The following is a 16,918-nucleotide window of genomic DNA, read 5'->3' as shown; positions in this document are numbered from 1 at the left end:
ATTTAAAACCAAAATAAACACAACTTCACTATTCAAACATCGAAATCAGTTCTTTTGTGTATGAATGGCGACCGCTGCAAAAAAGCTGTTCTTTTTCGAAAGAATCCACAATTACACCCCCTTTCATCACTATGATCTGATGGCTCATCTCCTGTACTGCCGACAGATCATGAGAAATAAAAAGGTATGAAATGTCCAAAGTCTCCCGCAGCCCGCCTAACAATTTCAGCACCTCCGCTTGTGACAGTACGTCCAGGCTTGAAGCCGGTTCATCCAATATAATGAGGGCCGGTTCAATGCTGATTGCGCGTGCAATGGTCACCCGCTGCTTTTGTCCGCCGCTTAGCTCATGCGGGTAACGTTCAGCAAAACTCTTTGGAAGCCCCACAGATTCCAGCAGCTGTCCGATAAAGTTCGCTTCACTTGTATACGTAAAATGTTTCAGATTGACCTGGCTGCCAAATTGAAGATACGGATCCATTAGTGAATCTTTTATTCTTAGTTTTGGATTCAAAGCAGTTGCAGGATTTTGCAAAACGGCCTGGATGTTCTTGCGATACGGTTTTAATCTGCGTTCGCTTTTGTTTTGCAGCGCGTTTCCTTCAAATAGGATGCTGCCCTGGTCAAAAGAGTCAATCTGAAGGATGAGTCTTGCCAGTGTGCTTTTTCCGCAGCCGCTCTCTCCCACTAGCCCGAGGCATTCCTTCCTTTCGATGCTGAAATTCACGTTCCTTAGTATTACCACTCCGTTATCATAGCTTTTATGGACATTTCGTACGTCTAATAAACTCATCCTGACACTCCTTCAAGCCTGCATGTACTTCTTTTGAGTGATGGCGCTGATTGAATCAGCCTCCTCGTATAAGGATGCTGCGGATGATCCAGCACCAGATTTTTATCACCGGCTTCAATAATGGCTCCGTCTTTCATAACTGCAATGCGGTCCGCATATTTCTTCACATGACGCAAATCATGGGTGATGAACAAGATTGCACATCCAGTTTCTTTTTGGAGCTTTGATAACAGCTGTAAGACCTTAAAGGAAGATACACTGTCCAAGGCTGTGGTCGGTTCATCCGCTATCAAGATATCCGGTTCAAGCAGCAGGGCTATTGAAATGGATACGCGTTGAAGCTGCCCACCGCTTAATTGAAAAGGGTATTTGCTGTAGATATCTTCATTCAGGCCCACCGATATGAGCGCCTCGACTGCTTGCTTGCACCTTGCCTTTTTAGAAAGGTTCAAATGTGTTCGCTGATATTCCTCGAAATGTTGACCGATGGTAAGGAACGGTGTGAACGAACCCTGGTAATCTTGAAAAATATAAGCCAGGCACTTTCCGCGAATCTTCCTGATTTCTGAGGAAGATAGCGTTAATAAATTCTTTTCCCCGTACCATATTTCCCCCCTCGCTTCGAGATTGGATGCAAGCATCTGACATATTGCCATGGCCGTCATGCTTTTGCCGCTCCCACTTTGTCCGACAAGTGCGAACCACTCACCTTCCTGCACATCTAATGAAAGATCCTTGACGATATGATTTTGCTTCCCCATGATATACAGCTGCCTCACTGATAAAATGCTCATGATTCCACCTCCTTTTTCACATCGAATGCATCGCGCAAATAATCACCGAGTATGTTGGATAGAAGGACGACAAATACGATGGCCAGCCCCGGGTAAATCATCAGCAACATATTGGATTGAAAGTATGGACGGGCATCATTCAGCATGGCTCCCCACTCTGGTGCCGGCGGCTGCGCCCCGAGCCCGATATATGATAAGGAAGATATGAGCAAAATGATTTTTCCTAAATCGAGGCTAGAAAGGACCAGCACGTTCCCGATAAGGTGAGGAAATAGATGCTTCCGCATGATCCCAAATGAACTTAATCCATTGATTTTAGCAACTGTGACATAGTCCTTCTGATGTTCGGTGATCACCGTACTTCGCACAAGCCGGGCATAATTCACCCATTTCACTAGAACGATCGCCAACAGGAGATTTTCGATTCCTGGTCCTAATAAACCACTAAGCACAATGGCAACGATCGTATCAGGGAATGCGAGAAACGCGTCTGCAATGCGCATGAAAATCCGATCTATCAGACCTCCTTTAAAACCAGCAATCACCCCGAACGGGACGCCGATGATAACCGCGGCAAACAGAGATAAGAGACCATAGCCAACCGTCAGCTGTGCGCCAAGCAAAAGACGTGTCAATACATCACGCCCTAGATGATCCGTCCCTAACGGATGTTCCATGCTTGCCGGCCATAGCCTTTCTCCCAGATTGACCAGCGCCGGATCATGTTTCAGAATAAGTAAGGTGTAAGCCGCAACGGCAAGGACTGTAGCCATCACCGTAAAAAGGACTGTCATTCTCCAGCGCCTTTTGGATTTTTTTTTGATAACTAACTCCATTTTCCATGCTTCCTTTCCTTCAGTCTTAGCTCCGGATTTAAATAGCGATAAGATAAATCCACGGCACTATTAACCATGAATACAATGATGGCCATGACCAACAGGTACCCTTGGATGACTGGATAATCCCGTGACCGAATCGAGTCCACGACCATCTTACCTATGCCTGGATAGGCAAAAATCACTTCGATCACCACTACACCGCCGATCAGGCTGCCAAGGCTGACACCGAATACGGTAATGACCGGGGGCAAGCTATAACGAAATGCATGGGCAAAGAATATCCGTATTTCTGATATCCCCCTAGATCGGGCAGCCCTGATGAAATCATGACTTAGGGAATCTATTAAACTCGAACGCAGCAAACGCACGTACACACTTGTGATGGCCAGCCCCAACGTGACCGACGGCAGAATCAAAGAACGAAATCCGTCCCTGCCCATTGTTGGAAGGACCCCCCATCGTACCGCAAATAGATCTATCAAGAGCAGCCCCAGCCAAAAGCTAGGAATGGCTGCGCCCAACAAAGAAACGGCACGGCTTATCTGATCAATCCAGCTTCCCCTGTATAATGCAGCAAGCGAACCTAATGGAATGGCTATACCAAGCATCACAAGCAATGCGCCAACCGCCAGCTCAAGTGTTGCAGGCAGCCCGCTCATGATCATCTTCATCACAGGCTGATTCGTCAGATAGGAATGCCCGAAATCCAATTGGATAAAGTCCGCAAACCAATCGCCATACTGCACTAACAGCGGATCATTGAACCCCAATTCTTCACGAAGCTCATTGACTTGCTCGTTTGTGATCGACACATCATCCACTTGAAGTATCGAGAGAACTGGGTCCCCTGGAGCAAGCCTAACAAAAAGGAAAGAGATGAATGTAATCACAAGGACAAAAATCACGACCTCAATGAATCGCCGGACTAAGATGCGGAACATTCACTTCACATCCAGTTCATTCGTCAGCATGTAGTATTCACTTCTAGAAGTGACCCAATTTTCCACTTTTCCGGAGTCATAAGCAACAAGTGTGTTCGGGTGTAAAATGAACGAATTATACACCTGTTCATCCACATACATCGCAATATCCTCAGCTAAATCCGAGCGCTTCTGCTGTCCGACCGTTACGTTCAGCTTGTCAATCAGGGACGTCAGGTGATCATCATCGGCCCCACTGAAGTTCAAGGCTCCCTTTGGATGATAAGTTGCATTTAAATAGTAACCAGCATCCCCCCGCGGAGCCGTTAAATTACTGTAGGTCGTTAAATCCCAATCCCGATTGGCAGCCATATACTCTTCCGGGATTTCTATTTGCTTGATTTTCACATCAATCCCCAACTGGCCGGCATCCGATTGAAAAACTTGGGCAATTAACGGCAGGTCGGCACGTGAACTGTATGTCAGAAGTGTAAACGCTAACGGTTTGCCGTCTTTTTGCATGACACCCTCCACTTTCTTATATCCCGCCTGATCAAGAAACCTTCTAGCTGCTTCCATCCCCTTCTCTTTTTTCGGATAGTCCGGGGCAAACGAGAAAGTGGATGGAAAAGGTCCTGTTGCCACTTCTGCATGACCTTGTAAAATTGTAGCCGCAATCGATGAACGATCGATCAAGGCATCTATCGCCTTTCGGACGTGTATGTCCTGCAATGCTTTACGTTCCAAATTCATCGTCATTTGATGTACGCGGAAAGTGGATGTCGATTCAACCTTCACACCATCTATCGCCTCTAAATTTTCCAGGCTTTCCACTTCCGGACGGAAAACAATATCGGCGTCTCCCGATTCAAGGGCAAGAGACCGTGCATTGGCATCTTCATTAAACGAAAACCTGGCTCTCTCAAGCTTTGCTGCTCCATCCCAGTAAGACTCATACCGTATTAAATCAACAGCCGTACCTGGTATGAATTTCGAAACGGCAAATGGCCCTGTCCCTATCGGCTTGTTTATATAGTCACTTTCCTTCACGTCAATAATCGATGTATTTGGATGGACCAATTCAGAAGGAAACTCAGGAAAAGGAACCTCCGTCTTAATGGTCAGCGCATTCCCGTCCGCTTCAATCGACTCAATGCGCAAAGCATTCTTGATCGCCAGACTATCTTTCATCGCCCTCTCCAAGGATGCCTTCACCGCTTTGCCATCCATCGGCTTTCCATTCTGAAAAGTCACACCCTCCCTTAACTCAAAATTCCATAATTGACCATCCTTGCTATCCCAGCTTTTCGCCAGCCAAGGTTCGATGGTCAAATCCTCATCATTGAGATGCACCAATGTCTCAGTGATACCAGCCCTTAGTGACACATAACTAGTATCAACATTCGGATCAAGCGAACTAGTCGCAAAATTAAAAAGCAAGTTCACTTCCTTCTCCCCTCCCACTTGATCTTTCGCAGACTCGGTGGAACAAGCAGCCAAAAGAAAGAATGATAAACAAAAAATAAAAATCGATTTACATTTTCTGAACACGATATACTTCCTCCATTACCTCAACTATTTTAATTAGCAGCTTTAAAATCGTATTGATTACGATTTATATTGCAGCTTTGCTTTACTATCATGACAAACCACGTAACGCATTGCCGAATGCTTATCCGAAATGAAACCTATGTAATGCTTCTCGAGAGTAAACATCCACTCACGAGTAATGTGTTAAACTCACGAGTATTTGCTTCAAACTCACGAGTATTTGCACTAAATTCACGAGTAAATGCACTAAATTCACGAGTAAACGCACTAAACTCACGAGTAAACGCACTAAACTCACGAGTATCAGCTCTAAATCTCTTACAATAGCTGCAAAATCTTGAGTAAATGCTCCAAACTCTCGATTTACTGCACTAATCCACCTTTTGTAAAACCTAATCTCGAGCAATTCCCTATATTTTCAACATTAATGCCCCCTTCTCCAAACAAATCAAAATGATTACGATTTACACTTTAAAAAAGTTTAAAGGTCACTCTTGTCTTGACTGTCTCTCATTATAAAACGTAATGATTACTGTTTACAAGGTTTTTTTATAAGCTTTCTAGGTTATGCTGCTTATCGGAAGATATGTTCCTTTTATAATTGGCATTTGGTTAAGAAAAAACTCCTGAAAAAAGATTTCAGGAGTTCTTCGGCTTTTATTTCAAGTTGTTGTAATGATTGACAACCTCTTTGGTTATTTCACTGCTTTCGTCCAATCCACTTACTTCCTTAAGAACGGCAGCTATACCCTTTTCTTTGATCATTGCTTGCAGCTTAACCGCTTCTTCATCTTCGTTAAAATCAAACAGCAAGGCGGCTGCTATGGCCTTCGCCAAATTCGTATAGGAAAGTTCGGCTTTCTTCGCTTCTACGGCGGGACGTACGAGACGGTCGTTCGGTCCAAGCTTACGCAGCGGTGAACGGCCCACTCTATTCACTGAGTCATTTAAGTACGAATTTTTAAATCGATTAATGATTTTTTCTATATAGTGCTGATGTTCATCGGCATCCAACCCATATTGCTTTATTAAATAAGCGCCCGTTTCCCCTAATGTTTTCTTGACTTGCTCTACAACGCCTTCGTCTTCCAATGATTGGTCAATCGTCGATTTGTTATCTTTGAGATAACCGAGGTAAGCAATGACGGCATGTCCTGTATTAACGGTAAACAGTTTTCTCTCAATGAATGGAGCGAGTTCTTTTACAATGGTCATCCCCTCAACGGCAGGAATGTTTTCATTCGTTTCAACGACCCATTCATAATAAGGTTCGACCAAAACATCTAGTGATCCTTCGTTATTTTGCAAGGGAACGATTCGATCGACAGCTGAATTAAAGAAGAAAACTTTATCAGTTAAGCTTGCCTTCGTATCTTGATCCAGTTTTTCTAGAATGTATCCTTCTAAAAGGTCCGTTGCCGATATTTGGTTTTCGCAAGCGATCACATATAGCTTTTCATCGGTTTCCTTCACTCTTGAAGCCAATCCTTTTGCAATTAAGGGAGCGATATGAGGCAAAATATTCGGTCCGATTGCCGTGGTAAGGTAGGTTGCTTCGGAAATGGCCTTTATGATTTCCTCTTCCTGCTTTAAGCTATTTAAGCCTGAAACATTTTCTACAGTGACCGATTCTTGTTGTTCAGTTGCCAATTTGACTTGATATCGCTTTTTATCATTTAACTGATCGATGATTTGATCAGCAATATCTACAAATGTTACATGATATCCAGACTGTGAAAAGAGTGCTCCTATAAATCCTCTTCCAATGTTTCCTGCACCAAAATGTACTGCTTGTTTCATTACAATCATCCCTTTATCAAGTTAGTATATAAATAGTCCAAAAATACAGCTTCCAATCTTCTGCTGATCATTTTTTCGTCCGAAGATGAAAAAATCATGATCGATTCATTACTTTCAATCAAGCTTGAACTTATTAAGCTGACGATTTCCTGCTGCTTCACACTCAATTCTTCAGGGGCAAGCATCAGCAGCAAGTTCTTCATATGGACGTCTTGCCCGTCCATACCTTTTACGAGACAATCTTCCTCCAAGTGGGTTACCTGGAATATCAATTCTTTCACGTTGTTATGCCTGGTATGAAATAGACCCATTCCAGTGCCTGGAATGCCTAAACCACCTTTTTTCTCCCGTTCATTCAGGGATCTAATTACATCATCCGCACCCATTAGCAGTTCTTCCTTCTCAGCCATCCTGACCATTTCTTTAATGATTTCTGGATGTCCTTTCAGATGCGGCAGCCGATAAAACCGGAAATTATCCATGATCGACTCGATGCTCCGCTGGACATCTTTCAATTCCTGCAGAACTTCCTTTAATTCGCCATCCTCTTTTTTCGGGTGGAAATCCTTGTTGGCTGAATGACTGCTATAACGCTTATTCTTCGTGAAGTTTTCGATATTCTTCCTTAAATAATTCCTGATGTTCAATATATTCTCTTCACTCAAAAGAGGGGATACAAGGATATAATCCATATCGATATACGGAAGCCGGACGGTAGAAATGATTACGTCATAGTTTTTCAGACTGCCCTGCTGCTGGATGTCTTTGATCGTCTTGATTTCTACAGTCTCGATTTCGATGATTTCTTTTTTGATCCGGCTTGCAAGCATCTTTGACGTACCTATACCTGTCGGGCAAACGATGAGTGCCCTTATTGATATTTCTTCCTCCCGCAGCACCAATGCAGATCCGAAATGAAGGACGATGAAGGCTATTTCATCCTCAGGAAAATCCTTAATTTCTTTGAATCCCTTTTCCAGACTGGTCTTTACTGCCAAAAAGAGAACCGGATACTTTCGTTTGATATCTTCGGTTAAGGGGTTGTACAATCCCATGTCCTGTTTGATCCGGAAAAGCGATGGTTCCATATGGGCCAGGAGCCCTTGATACAACGGGAAATCCTTGGTCAAGTCGATTTGCAGTTGTGCCGAAACATCTTTTATCAGGTTTCTTATCAGCTGGCCCAGCAACACACTGTCATATGGAACAGCATCAGCCGCATGAAGCTTGGAGCCTTTAAGTATGGCTGCCAGGTAGCTTATATCATCAATGGTAAAAGAGACTTCCAGCATGGTGCTGAGTTCCTTGCCTATTTTATTCATGAGATTATTCTCATCCGAAAGTTCGCTTATTTTCTTGAAGTCCTTCTCCAAAAAAAATTGGCTTTCATTCCTTTGCAGGGTTACATAAATATGTACAATTAACCCTATATACCCGCTATCCGCCAGGCGAGAATGGACACTATTAAAGGTAGAATTCAGCACCCCATCGATAGCCAGAAGATAGTCGGGATCGAAATAGTCGAGGATTTTTGCTTCTGGGAACTTTCCCTCTTGCAACAAAAATAAACTTTCAATCAGCTCTTCATTAAAAAAGTGCAAGAAATAGGCTGCCTGGGCTTTCCGTTTATTTTCTTCAGTGCCGGCAAGCTCAATTCCGACTCCCCTTTTCCTGGTAATCACGATATTAAAATTCTTTAACCATTCAGTCAGTTCGTCCAAATAGGTTGTAAGAGTCGTAATGCTTATACCGAGATGCCCCGCAAGAACTTGCGTTTTATATGATTCTTCCTGCAGTAATGCTAAAAGGAGATGCAACTTTCGTTCTTGTGGTGTTTGATCGACCGGATGATTCCCCATCAGATGCTGTACAAGCCGAAAGATTTGTTCATTCTTCCCATCGATGGATAGCCCTTCATGTGTATTGCGTGTTAAATGCAACTCAAATGATTGCAGGATTTTTTCGATGGACTTCAGATCACGCTGAACCGTCCGGACACTTACATTCAGATGTGTCGCAATGGATATGGCCGTATGTTTTCCTGAAGTTTTAATGATCAATTCTATGATTGATTTTTCCCTTGAAGTAATATACATGCTACCAACTCATTTCAGGTGGAGTAACACGAGAAAATACTGAATAGAAAAGCGTAAAACGCTTTTCTATTCTAGGTGAAGAGTATTTATTTATTTTCTACATTGATAATATTCATCAATTCCCTGGCTGATGTGGCTTTAACCATCTTTTCAATATTCTCCATCTCAGAGCAGGTAACTGCAATGCCAGAAAGTATTTCAAGATGCGTCCCATCCTTGCCGGCAATACCGAATATCAATCGTGCCTTTTGGCCGTCGAAGTCCACACCATCCGGAATCTGCAGAACGGTGAATCCAGATTTAAGGACATCTTTCTTCGCTTCCTCGGTTCCGTGTGGAATGGCTACATCATTGCCCATATAGGTTGAAGTCAGTTCATCACGTGCAATCATTGCTTCAATGTAACTTTCCTTAACGTAACCTGCATTGAACAAAGCCCTTCCCGCAAAGCGGATCGCTTCTTCCTTATTGGCGAAATGTTGATTAAGGAAGACATACTCTTCGCGAAGCAATTCATTATCTTCCTGTTCATCTTCTACGATGCCAGGTTCAATGGAATGTTCACGAACACCTGGAACTTTCTCTTCAGCATCTTCGACAATCTCATGAAACTCATCTGTACCGTCATCCTGAAGCCGTGCAAGCAATGAATCATACTCAGGGCTTGATAAGAAGTTATCGACGGAAATATGATAAGCATTCGGCACTTTATTCTGTGCCCTTGGAGTTAACTCTTCCTGTGTAATGACGATTTGTGCATCAGCAGGAAGGTTGCTGATCGCTGTATTGGTAACTGCGATATTCAAGCCAGCTTCCTTCACTTTCTTACGAAGCAGGGAAGCTCCCATTGCACTTGATCCCATCCCAGCATCACAAGCAAATATGATTTTGCTGACGTTTGTTGGCAAATTCCCTGGTTCTGAAGCAAATACATCCGCAACAGAGCTTTTCTTTCCTTTCATTTCTTGCATTTTTTTCGCGGCATCTTCAATATTCTCATCCGACTTCTTTCCTGTTTTCAAGATGAATGCACCGACGATGAATGAAACAAGGGCCGCTACGATCACGCCTGCAAAGTTCGCAATATATGCGCCCGCATTATGCGGAGTTACCGCTGTAATAGCTAGAATGCTTCCTGGTGAAGCCGGAGCGAATAATCCGCCGCCTAAAAGGACCAAAGTGAAAACTCCGCTCATTCCTCCAAGAATGACCGCTAAAAATAACATCGGCTTCATTAGAATGTAAGGGAAATAGATCTCATGGATACCGCCAAAGAAATGAATGATGGCAGCTCCAGGCGCCGATTTCTTTGCAGTGCCCTTTCCAAAAAAGCAATAGGCAAGCAGAACGCCTATACCAGGTCCTGGATTCGATTCAAGTAGAAACAGGATGGAAGCGCCGGTTTGTTTAACTTGCTCAACACCGATTGGTGATAGTACACCATGATTAATGGCATTGTTCAAGAACAATACCTTAGCTGGCTCGATCAGGATACTCGTAAGTGGCAGTAAACCTGTCCCTACAAGCCAATCAACTCCCGCTACAAGCCATCCGGTAAATACGTTAACAGCTGGCCCGATCGCCAAGAAGGATAGAATGGACAGCAAGCCGCCAAGTATCCCAGCCGAGAAATTATTAACAAGCATTTCAAAGCCGGCTTTTATTTTCCCTTCAATCAGTTGATCGAATTTCTTGATGACGTAACCGCCAAACGGTCCCATTATCATCGCACCAAGGAACATCGGGATGTCAGATCCAACGATGACACCCATTGTCGCAATGGCACCCACTACGCCACCTCGGTGGTCATGGACTAACTTACCACCTGTATACCCAATTAAAAGCGGCAGTAAAAATGTAACCATTGGTGTAACCATTTTGGCAAGGCTTTCATTTGGCAAGAAACCAGATGGAATGAATAGGGCAGTGATTAACCCCCAAGCTATGAAAGCTGAAATATTTGGCATGACCATTGAACTTAGAAAGTTACCGAACTTTTGAACTGCAACTTTTATATTAAAGTGAGCCATTTGCACTCTTCCCTTCATATTAATATAGTTTCCATTAATGTTAATGTACGTGCCAGCCGCATTCAACAAAAGAAAAAGCTAACTTTGTCGCAAAAGAGAAGACAAACATAATGTTTCTCGTTTTTCCATTTTTATTCAGTCCATGATGGATGACAAAATCGAGTAGGAGGAGGCGCCTAGCCTCCGACCTCTCACACCACCGTACATACTGTTCGGTATACGGCGGTTCAGTTTACGTCTGACGTAGTTTTGTATATCGTTCATATAGATTGACTAACCCTTGGTGGTGCCAATAAACATTATTAAGGGTTTTGTCTAGAACAGGACTATGCGCTATGCGCCAAAAACCCTTTCTGCTATTTCCCCATTCATATGCTTTTCCAAATGGGACGCCTAATCCTTTGAGTTTCCTCACTCTCGTTCTTGGCAATTTCCATTGTTTCCATAGGCACATCCTGAGTCTTCTTCGAATCCATGAATCTAAATTCTTCAATACGTTCGGAGTATCAATGAGGGCGAAATCCATAGCTATTCTCCGAAAAGGTTGAGTCATATATCTTGGTCAATATTTGGGCAATGGCTTGTTGAATGAAACGGTCTAGAACGGTTGGAATACCCAATAGCCGAACTCCGCCGTTTCGTTTCGGGACTCACACCCTTTAGATTGCACCCATGCCGGGCGCACGAAAAGAGTCCCGTTCGTAACGTTACGAACGGGACTCTTAAATGTACTATATTATAGTGGGATGATTCCCAATAGGACGGATACCACTATCATGACAAGCGTCGATCCACATGCCCATTTCAGGAAAGTGCGCTGCAATGCACCGAAATCTTCCCCTACCATTCCAACCAATAGATAGGTAGATGGAACAAGCGGGCTTAATAGATGGACGGGCAACCCTAATAGTGAAGCTCTACCGATCAAGGCAGGATCAATTCCATAAGCGGCTCCCGCTTTAGCAAGTAATGGGAGCACACCATAATAAAATGCGTCATTAGACATGAAGAACGTGAAAGGTGCTGAGATGATGGCTGTGATGACAGCAAAATGTGCACCCATTTGATCTGGAATGTGCTGAATCAAAGAGTTTGCCATGGCATCCACCATTTCCGTACCGGCAAGGATTCCAGTGAAGACACCTGCAGCAAAAATCATCGAAATGACAGATAAAGCATTGTCTGCATAGTTTGCCACACGCTCTTTTTGATCACTGAGTTTCGGATAATTAACCGTAATGGCAATGGCAAAACCTATCATGAACAGGACTGCTGAAGGCATTAGTTCCATAATCAGCGCAACCAGCAGTGTAAGAGTCAATGCGTAATTGAATATTATCAATTTAGGACGCTTAAGATAAGCATCTTCCGTTGCAGCCGCGTGCTGTGCCACAGCACGATAATCGACTTCTATGATCCCAATTCTCTTTCTTTCTTTTTTACCCAGGCAATATGCCATGAACAAGACGAATAGGACTCCGCCAATCATCGCAGGAATGACAGGCGTGAAAACATCGGACATTTCAAGTTTTAAAGCGGTCATCACCCGTGCTGTCGGGCCTCCCCAAGGAAGTAGATTCATGACTCCAGATGACGAAACAGCAATACCGGCCAATACTAGCGGTCTCATTCCAATCCGTTTATATAGCGGAAGCATGGCTGAAATCGTTATCATATATGTAGTCGTACCATCTCCATCCAAGGAAATCAGCAAAGCCAGTACTGCCGTGCCGATGGCAATTTTGACTGGATCTCCTTTTACAACCTTAAGGATTGTATTGATGATCGGGTCAAAAACGCCAGCATCGATCAAAATGCCAAAGAAAAGGATCGCAAATAAAATCATGATGCCCGTTGGCGCCACATCTTTGATTCCTTCCAAAGCCATTTCGCCCATTTTACCGCCAAACCCACCAATAAGTGCAAAGGCACTTGGTACTGCAATCAAAGCTATCATGGCTGAAAGTCGCCCTGTCATAATTAAAATCATAAACACTACTATCATCAAGTATCCTAATAAAGCGAGCATATGATCACTCCTTAATTTCTAATTATCTAAATTGTATATGAAATCGCTTTATCTGTAAGCGTTTTCAATTTATTGTGTTTTAAAACTATTTTGTTAATTGTGTTCATTGTGTTCACGGAGGCACTTTCACTCTGATCATTACAGGGGTGAAATGCTGTTTCCAAAACGGAACTACACACTGATTATAGCCATTGATGCCGGCCAGTTGAATAAATGCTTCAAAAGGAACATAACGGCAAAACTCCGATTACATATTCCCACCGTTATTCTCCATGAAAAAAACACCTCCAGTTAGGAAGGTGTTTTACTTAAACGGACTCTTTATGGAATTTTATAATATCTTCGCTCCGGTCTGCCCACTACCCCGTATACGACTTCCGCTTTACATTTCTTTACGGATATCAAGTATTCCAAATAGCGTCTCGCGGTTGTCCTGGAGGCACCGATTTGTACACTCACTTGCTCTGCAGACAAACCTATATCGCTTGCTTTTAGAACCTCAATCACTTTCGTTAAAGTGATTTCATCGACCCCTTTCGGTAGGATGGGACCATTGTTCTTCGTTTCCGAAGCCGAAGATCCCTTTTTTAAAATAAGATCAACAAAATCCTGATCTATTTCTTGTTTCGATTGCATCAGATGGGCTTTCTTAAGGTACTCTTCGATAACTTGGTTGAAGCGTTTCATTTCCACTGGTTTAATTAAATAATTCTCTACACCGTAGTGAAGCGACTTTTCAAGTTGTTCTTTTTCTGTGGCTGCCGTAATCATGATGATATCCACGTTCGGGAACTTTTGACGGATGTCCGGAAGGAGGTCTGTCCCAAGCTGATCTGGCATATATACATCAAGCAATAGCAAATCAGGGCTTTTTTGCTCCAAGATCCGAAGCGTCTTTTTGGCATTGACTGCTTTTCCGACCACTTCTATTTCATCAAAGTTTTTCAGGAATTTTTCATGGATATCCGCTACACGAAAATCATCCTCTGCGATAACCGCTCTTATCTTCAGCATTATTTTCCTCCTCTCTGTTCTTTAGGGAGATACACGGTGAATATCGTGCTTCCAGTCTCGCTTTGAACTTCGATGATGCCACCCAGCTCTTTTACGACCTGATCGGCATTTGAAAGTCCATATCCACTTGGACTTCCATTGTTCTTCGATGTGAAACCCCGATCAAAAACATAGGCGATATCATCCTCATGTATTCCTTTTCCGTTGTCACTCACTTCAAATACCATATCATTTCCGATATCCGTTGCGAAAAATTTCACGAGCGGCTCATCCGTGCCTGAAACCGCTTCAAGCGCATTATCGATAATATTGCCAAGAATCAATGTAAGTTGTGACAATTTTATATGATCGGGGAGTTTCTCTAAGTAACTTTGTGCGTCGATTTCAAAGATGATTTTCTTTTCCGATGCTTTACCTATCTTACCAAGTAACAGGGCTTGTACCTTTGTATCCTTTATCTGTTCGAATACGACACGGTTCAGGGAATGCAATTCAGATGTTTCACTTTGGATCATATCTATTGCTTCATCATATTCCTCTAACTGTATTAAACCTGATAATACATATAGCTTATTGGTAAATTCATGGGTTTGTGCCCTCAAATCCTCTGAATGCATCTTCACCTCGGATAGTGTGTTGACCATTTCTTCAATTTCCGTTCGATCGCGGAACGAAGCGACAACACCGCTTACCCCTTCATTGTCGAAGATTGGTGTGCAATTAACGATAATGGACTTTTCTTTCCATGAAATTTCTTTATCCATTTGTGGTTCACCAGACCTTAAAACTTCGAATAAATATTTCGAAGGAAATAGACCATCCACATTCAAATGGCGAACGGACTCTTTAATATCCAGCAATTTTTTCGCTGGTTGATTCATCGATGTAATCAACCCATTTTGGTCAATGGCCAAAATTCCTTCTTTTACCGAATGCAATACTGCATTTTTTTCTTTATATAAATTAGCAATTTCAAATGGCTCAAGTCCTAAAGTATCTTTACGTATGCTCCTTGCCAGCATATAACTGCCAATGATCGATATCATGATGGCGGATAAAGATACAATCATCTCTTTCGACAGATCCTTGAAAATTTGGGCACGGACGTCGTCCACTAAAAAACCGACCGAGACGATTCCAATGATTTTTCCATCCTTATTGAAAATCGGTGACTTCCCCCGAATGGAAAGACCTAGTGATCCTGCAGCTTCGGAAACATAATATTCGCCGCCAGAAAGCGCCCTTCTATTATCTCCGCCTTCCATCCGCTTCCCTATTTCTGAAGCTTGCGGATGGGAATAACGAATGCCCTCTTTATTCCCTACTACAATGAACTCAGCCCCTGTTTCCCTGCGGATCTTTTCGACAATAGGCTGAATAGTGTCAGCAGGATCTTCCGTTTCAAAAGCCTCGATAACTGTAGGCATGAAGCTAATCGTTTTTGAGAGCCCCAAAGCTAGATGGCCTTTATCCTTCGCTATTTGTCTTCCTTCCATATAGGAAAAAGAGGTCGTCAATAAGAGGATCAAAAAAAGGCTCAACGATAAGACTAACCCGAGAATCTTGGTTTCCAGCGATATTTTCCTCATATTCAACAGTCCTCTATATTCATTTTCATACACTTAATTTTATAGGAGTATAATGATTTTACCATTTCTATTAAATATTGAACATTGTGATTATACGGATACCCATTAATCACATAACTTCCTGTTGCAGTCTTTTAAAATTCTGTTTTTACCTTTCTCCTAAAATCATTTTTTCCATCCTTACATTTTTCATTCGAGCTGCAGTCTCATTTTCATAGTCTGTATGTCCTAGTAATGTGTATGAAAAAACGAAAACAAATTTCATAGTTATTAATAGATATTTTATTAGTTAAGGGTTTTGAACTCAAAAGAAGTTTAGAGAGGTAGTTAATATTTACTATTTTTAAAAGTTTTTAATTTCAGTTAATATGCATCATTTTTTTGCATTATTTTATAAACACACAGGTAAATAGTATTGTTTATGGTAACATTTATAATAGAAATGGAGGTGAACATTATGAAGTTAAAAAAATCATTAATAATAACAGTTTTAGGTTTATCAATTATAGGTTCTTCTACGGGGGCAAGTGCTGCAGATGATGATGTGCTGGTAGATTCAGAAGTAACACATTCTAACAAACAAGCAGATAATACTAATTTGATCAGCGGAAGAGCAGCCAAGCCTTCCAACACTTCAAGAATAGATGTATATAAACCACTTTTAGGGAAAACCTATGCAGTTGCTAAATCAAGTTCTACAGTAAAAGAGGATTATATCTATGCAAAAGCAAGAACATTTAACGGTGATGGAGCATTAATCAAATCAAATTCAACAAGCGCTAAAAAAACAACCTATACTAGTGTTAGAGCTGACAACGGAACAGTATACTCTGGTAATGATTGGGCCATTGGGAATCACACGTATAAGCTTAAAGGATATAAAGATATTAATCATGAAACAAAGGCATATTGGTAATAAAAAGGTAAAAAAGAGATATGCCCATAGCATATCTCTTTTAACTAGGAGAAGAATGGATTATGAAAAAATATTACAAAATGGTAGCAATATCTTTATTATCATTAATTGGAACTTACTTCTTATTTAATAGTAATTTTTATTTATCCTCAAATAAAAAATCTAACACTTCAATCACTACCGATAGTGAAAATCGTGAAGTAGGAAATACAATTGCATATGGTATAAAGAATTTGGAAGGTGAACATATAGATAATGGAAGTGCACTTAATAGTAAAAACAAGGAAGTGTCGGTGGTTGTCTCAATAGACCACAATATGGATGAAGACAGAAAATATGCATTACTTGTTTTAGATAATTATAAACAAAAAAAGTTTATAGTAGAAAACAAGAAGCAGGTAGTAAATAAACATTTCTTTAAAATGAAATCCAACAGTTCCATAAACATAAAAGTTTTCGCCTCCATTGATTCCGATTCTAGAGAATTAACTTTTTTACTCGTGAAAAAGCCAGAGTATAAATTGAAAGAAAACGATCTATATAGAGC

13 protein-coding genes and 2 pseudogenes are annotated in these 16,918 nt (G+C 41.8%); 2 read left to right on the top strand and 13 right to left on the bottom strand.

The genetic code is table 11. The features are described 5' to 3' along the window. Positions 1–28: 28 nt before the first annotated feature. The 13 genes and pseudogenes from ACFWE9_RS02885 to ACFWE9_RS02820 form a co-directional block, all read right to left on the bottom strand. On the bottom strand, positions 29–793 hold the full coding sequence (locus ACFWE9_RS02885; RefSeq protein ID WP_377355489.1) for an ABC transporter ATP-binding protein: 765 nt from the start codon (positions 791–793) through the stop codon (positions 29–31). Then, entirely contained in the window at positions 790–1,587 is a 798-nt protein-coding gene (locus tag ACFWE9_RS02880) for an ABC transporter ATP-binding protein (protein WP_377355487.1), read from the bottom strand. Before ACFWE9_RS02880 ends, ACFWE9_RS02885 begins: the two co-directional genes overlap by 4 nt. Next, complete coding sequence (gene nikC, locus ACFWE9_RS02875) at positions 1,584–2,423, bottom strand: nickel transporter permease (protein WP_377355485.1); 840 nt, start codon at positions 2,421–2,423, stop codon at positions 1,584–1,586. Before nikC ends, ACFWE9_RS02880 begins: the two co-directional genes overlap by 4 nt. Further along, a complete protein-coding gene (gene nikB, locus ACFWE9_RS02870; protein WP_377355483.1) occupies positions 2,414–3,367 on the bottom strand; it encodes a nickel ABC transporter permease in 954 nt (317 codons plus the stop codon). The genes nikC and nikB overlap by 10 nt, the downstream gene beginning before the upstream one ends. After that, complete coding sequence (gene nikA, locus ACFWE9_RS02865; protein WP_377355481.1) at positions 3,368–4,897, bottom strand: nickel ABC transporter substrate-binding protein; 1,530 nt, start codon at positions 4,895–4,897, stop codon at positions 3,368–3,370. A 169-nt stretch (positions 4,898–5,066) separates the two neighbouring features. Then, on the bottom strand, positions 5,067–5,303 hold the full coding sequence (locus tag ACFWE9_RS02860) for a hypothetical protein (RefSeq protein WP_377355479.1): 237 nt from the start codon (positions 5,301–5,303) through the stop codon (positions 5,067–5,069). Positions 5,304–5,554: 251 nt separating this feature from the next. After that, positions 5,555–6,697 (bottom strand): mannitol-1-phosphate 5-dehydrogenase, encoded by a 1,143-nt coding sequence (locus ACFWE9_RS02855; RefSeq protein ID WP_377355477.1) that lies wholly within the window; start codon positions 6,695–6,697, stop codon positions 5,555–5,557. Positions 6,698–6,702: 5 nt separating this feature from the next. Further along, on the bottom strand, positions 6,703–8,793 hold the full coding sequence (locus ACFWE9_RS02850) for a BglG family transcription antiterminator (protein WP_377355475.1): 2,091 nt from the start codon (positions 8,791–8,793) through the stop codon (positions 6,703–6,705). A gap of 86 nt (positions 8,794–8,879) precedes the next feature. Continuing rightward, positions 8,880–10,823, bottom strand: a complete 1,944-nt coding sequence (locus tag ACFWE9_RS02845) for a PTS mannitol transporter subunit IICBA (protein ID WP_377355473.1) — start codon at positions 10,821–10,823, stop codon at positions 8,880–8,882. A gap of 232 nt (positions 10,824–11,055) precedes the next feature. Beyond that, positions 11,056–11,343: pseudogene (locus tag ACFWE9_RS02840) on the bottom strand (group II intron maturase-specific domain-containing protein); the annotation flags it as partial. 216 nt (positions 11,344–11,559) lie between these two features. Beyond that, positions 11,560–12,852, bottom strand: coding sequence for a CitMHS family transporter (locus ACFWE9_RS02830; protein WP_377355470.1), 1,293 nt, complete (start codon positions 12,850–12,852; stop codon positions 11,560–11,562). 321 nt (positions 12,853–13,173) lie between these two features. Beyond that, positions 13,174–13,866 carry a response regulator gene (locus ACFWE9_RS02825; protein ID WP_230161287.1) on the bottom strand — a complete coding sequence of 231 codons (693 nt, stop codon included), beginning with the start codon at positions 13,864–13,866 and terminating at the stop codon, positions 13,174–13,176. Beyond that, positions 13,866–15,455, bottom strand: coding sequence for an ATP-binding protein (locus ACFWE9_RS02820; protein ID WP_377355468.1), 1,590 nt, complete (start codon positions 15,453–15,455; stop codon positions 13,866–13,868). The genes ACFWE9_RS02825 and ACFWE9_RS02820 overlap by 1 nt, the downstream gene beginning before the upstream one ends. Before the next feature lie 457 nt (positions 15,456–15,912). On the opposite strand from ACFWE9_RS02820, the gene ACFWE9_RS02815 reads away from it, so the two are divergent. Together ACFWE9_RS02815 and ACFWE9_RS02810 are read left to right on the top strand one after the other, a co-directional pair. Then, positions 15,913–16,371 (top strand): XoxI protein, encoded by a 459-nt coding sequence (locus ACFWE9_RS02815; RefSeq protein ID WP_230161291.1) that lies wholly within the window; start codon positions 15,913–15,915, stop codon positions 16,369–16,371. A 62-nt stretch (positions 16,372–16,433) separates the two neighbouring features. Next, positions 16,434–16,918: pseudogene (locus ACFWE9_RS02810) on the top strand (hypothetical protein); the annotation flags it as partial.

Origin of the sequence: Peribacillus sp. NPDC060253, from assembly GCF_042727425.1 — a bacterium.
Taxonomy (GTDB): domain Bacteria; phylum Bacillota; class Bacilli; order Bacillales; family DSM-1321; genus Peribacillus.
This window is presented reverse-complemented; position numbering and strand designations above follow the sequence as displayed.

Bases quoted from the DNA above. Each gene is read 5' to 3' on its own strand.
- ACFWE9_RS02855 (WP_377355477.1), bottom strand. From the start codon at position 6,697: ATGAAACAAGCAGTACATTTTGGTGCAGGAAACATTGGAAGAGGATTT.
- nikC (WP_377355485.1), bottom strand. From the start codon at position 2,423: ATGGAGTTAGTTATCAAAAAAAAATCCAAAAGGCGCTGGAGAATGACA.
- nikB (WP_377355483.1), bottom strand. From the start codon at position 3,367: ATGTTCCGCATCTTAGTCCGGCGATTCATTGAGGTCGTGATTTTTGTC.
- ACFWE9_RS02880 (WP_377355487.1), bottom strand. From the start codon at position 1,587: ATGAGCATTTTATCAGTGAGGCAGCTGTATATCATGGGGAAGCAAAAT.
- ACFWE9_RS02815 (WP_230161291.1), top strand. From the start codon at position 15,913: ATGAAGTTAAAAAAATCATTAATAATAACAGTTTTAGGTTTATCAATT.
- ACFWE9_RS02845 (WP_377355473.1), bottom strand. From the start codon at position 10,823: ATGGCTCACTTTAATATAAAAGTTGCAGTTCAAAAGTTCGGTAACTTT.
- ACFWE9_RS02820 (WP_377355468.1), bottom strand. From the start codon at position 15,455: ATGAGGAAAATATCGCTGGAAACCAAGATTCTCGGGTTAGTCTTATCG.
- ACFWE9_RS02850 (WP_377355475.1), bottom strand. From the start codon at position 8,793: ATGTATATTACTTCAAGGGAAAAATCAATCATAGAATTGATCATTAAA.
- ACFWE9_RS02830 (WP_377355470.1), bottom strand. From the start codon at position 12,852: ATGCTCGCTTTATTAGGATACTTGATGATAGTAGTGTTTATGATTTTA.
- ACFWE9_RS02825 (WP_230161287.1), bottom strand. From the start codon at position 13,866: ATGCTGAAGATAAGAGCGGTTATCGCAGAGGATGATTTTCGTGTAGCG.
- ACFWE9_RS02885 (WP_377355489.1), bottom strand. From the start codon at position 793: ATGAGTTTATTAGACGTACGAAATGTCCATAAAAGCTATGATAACGGA.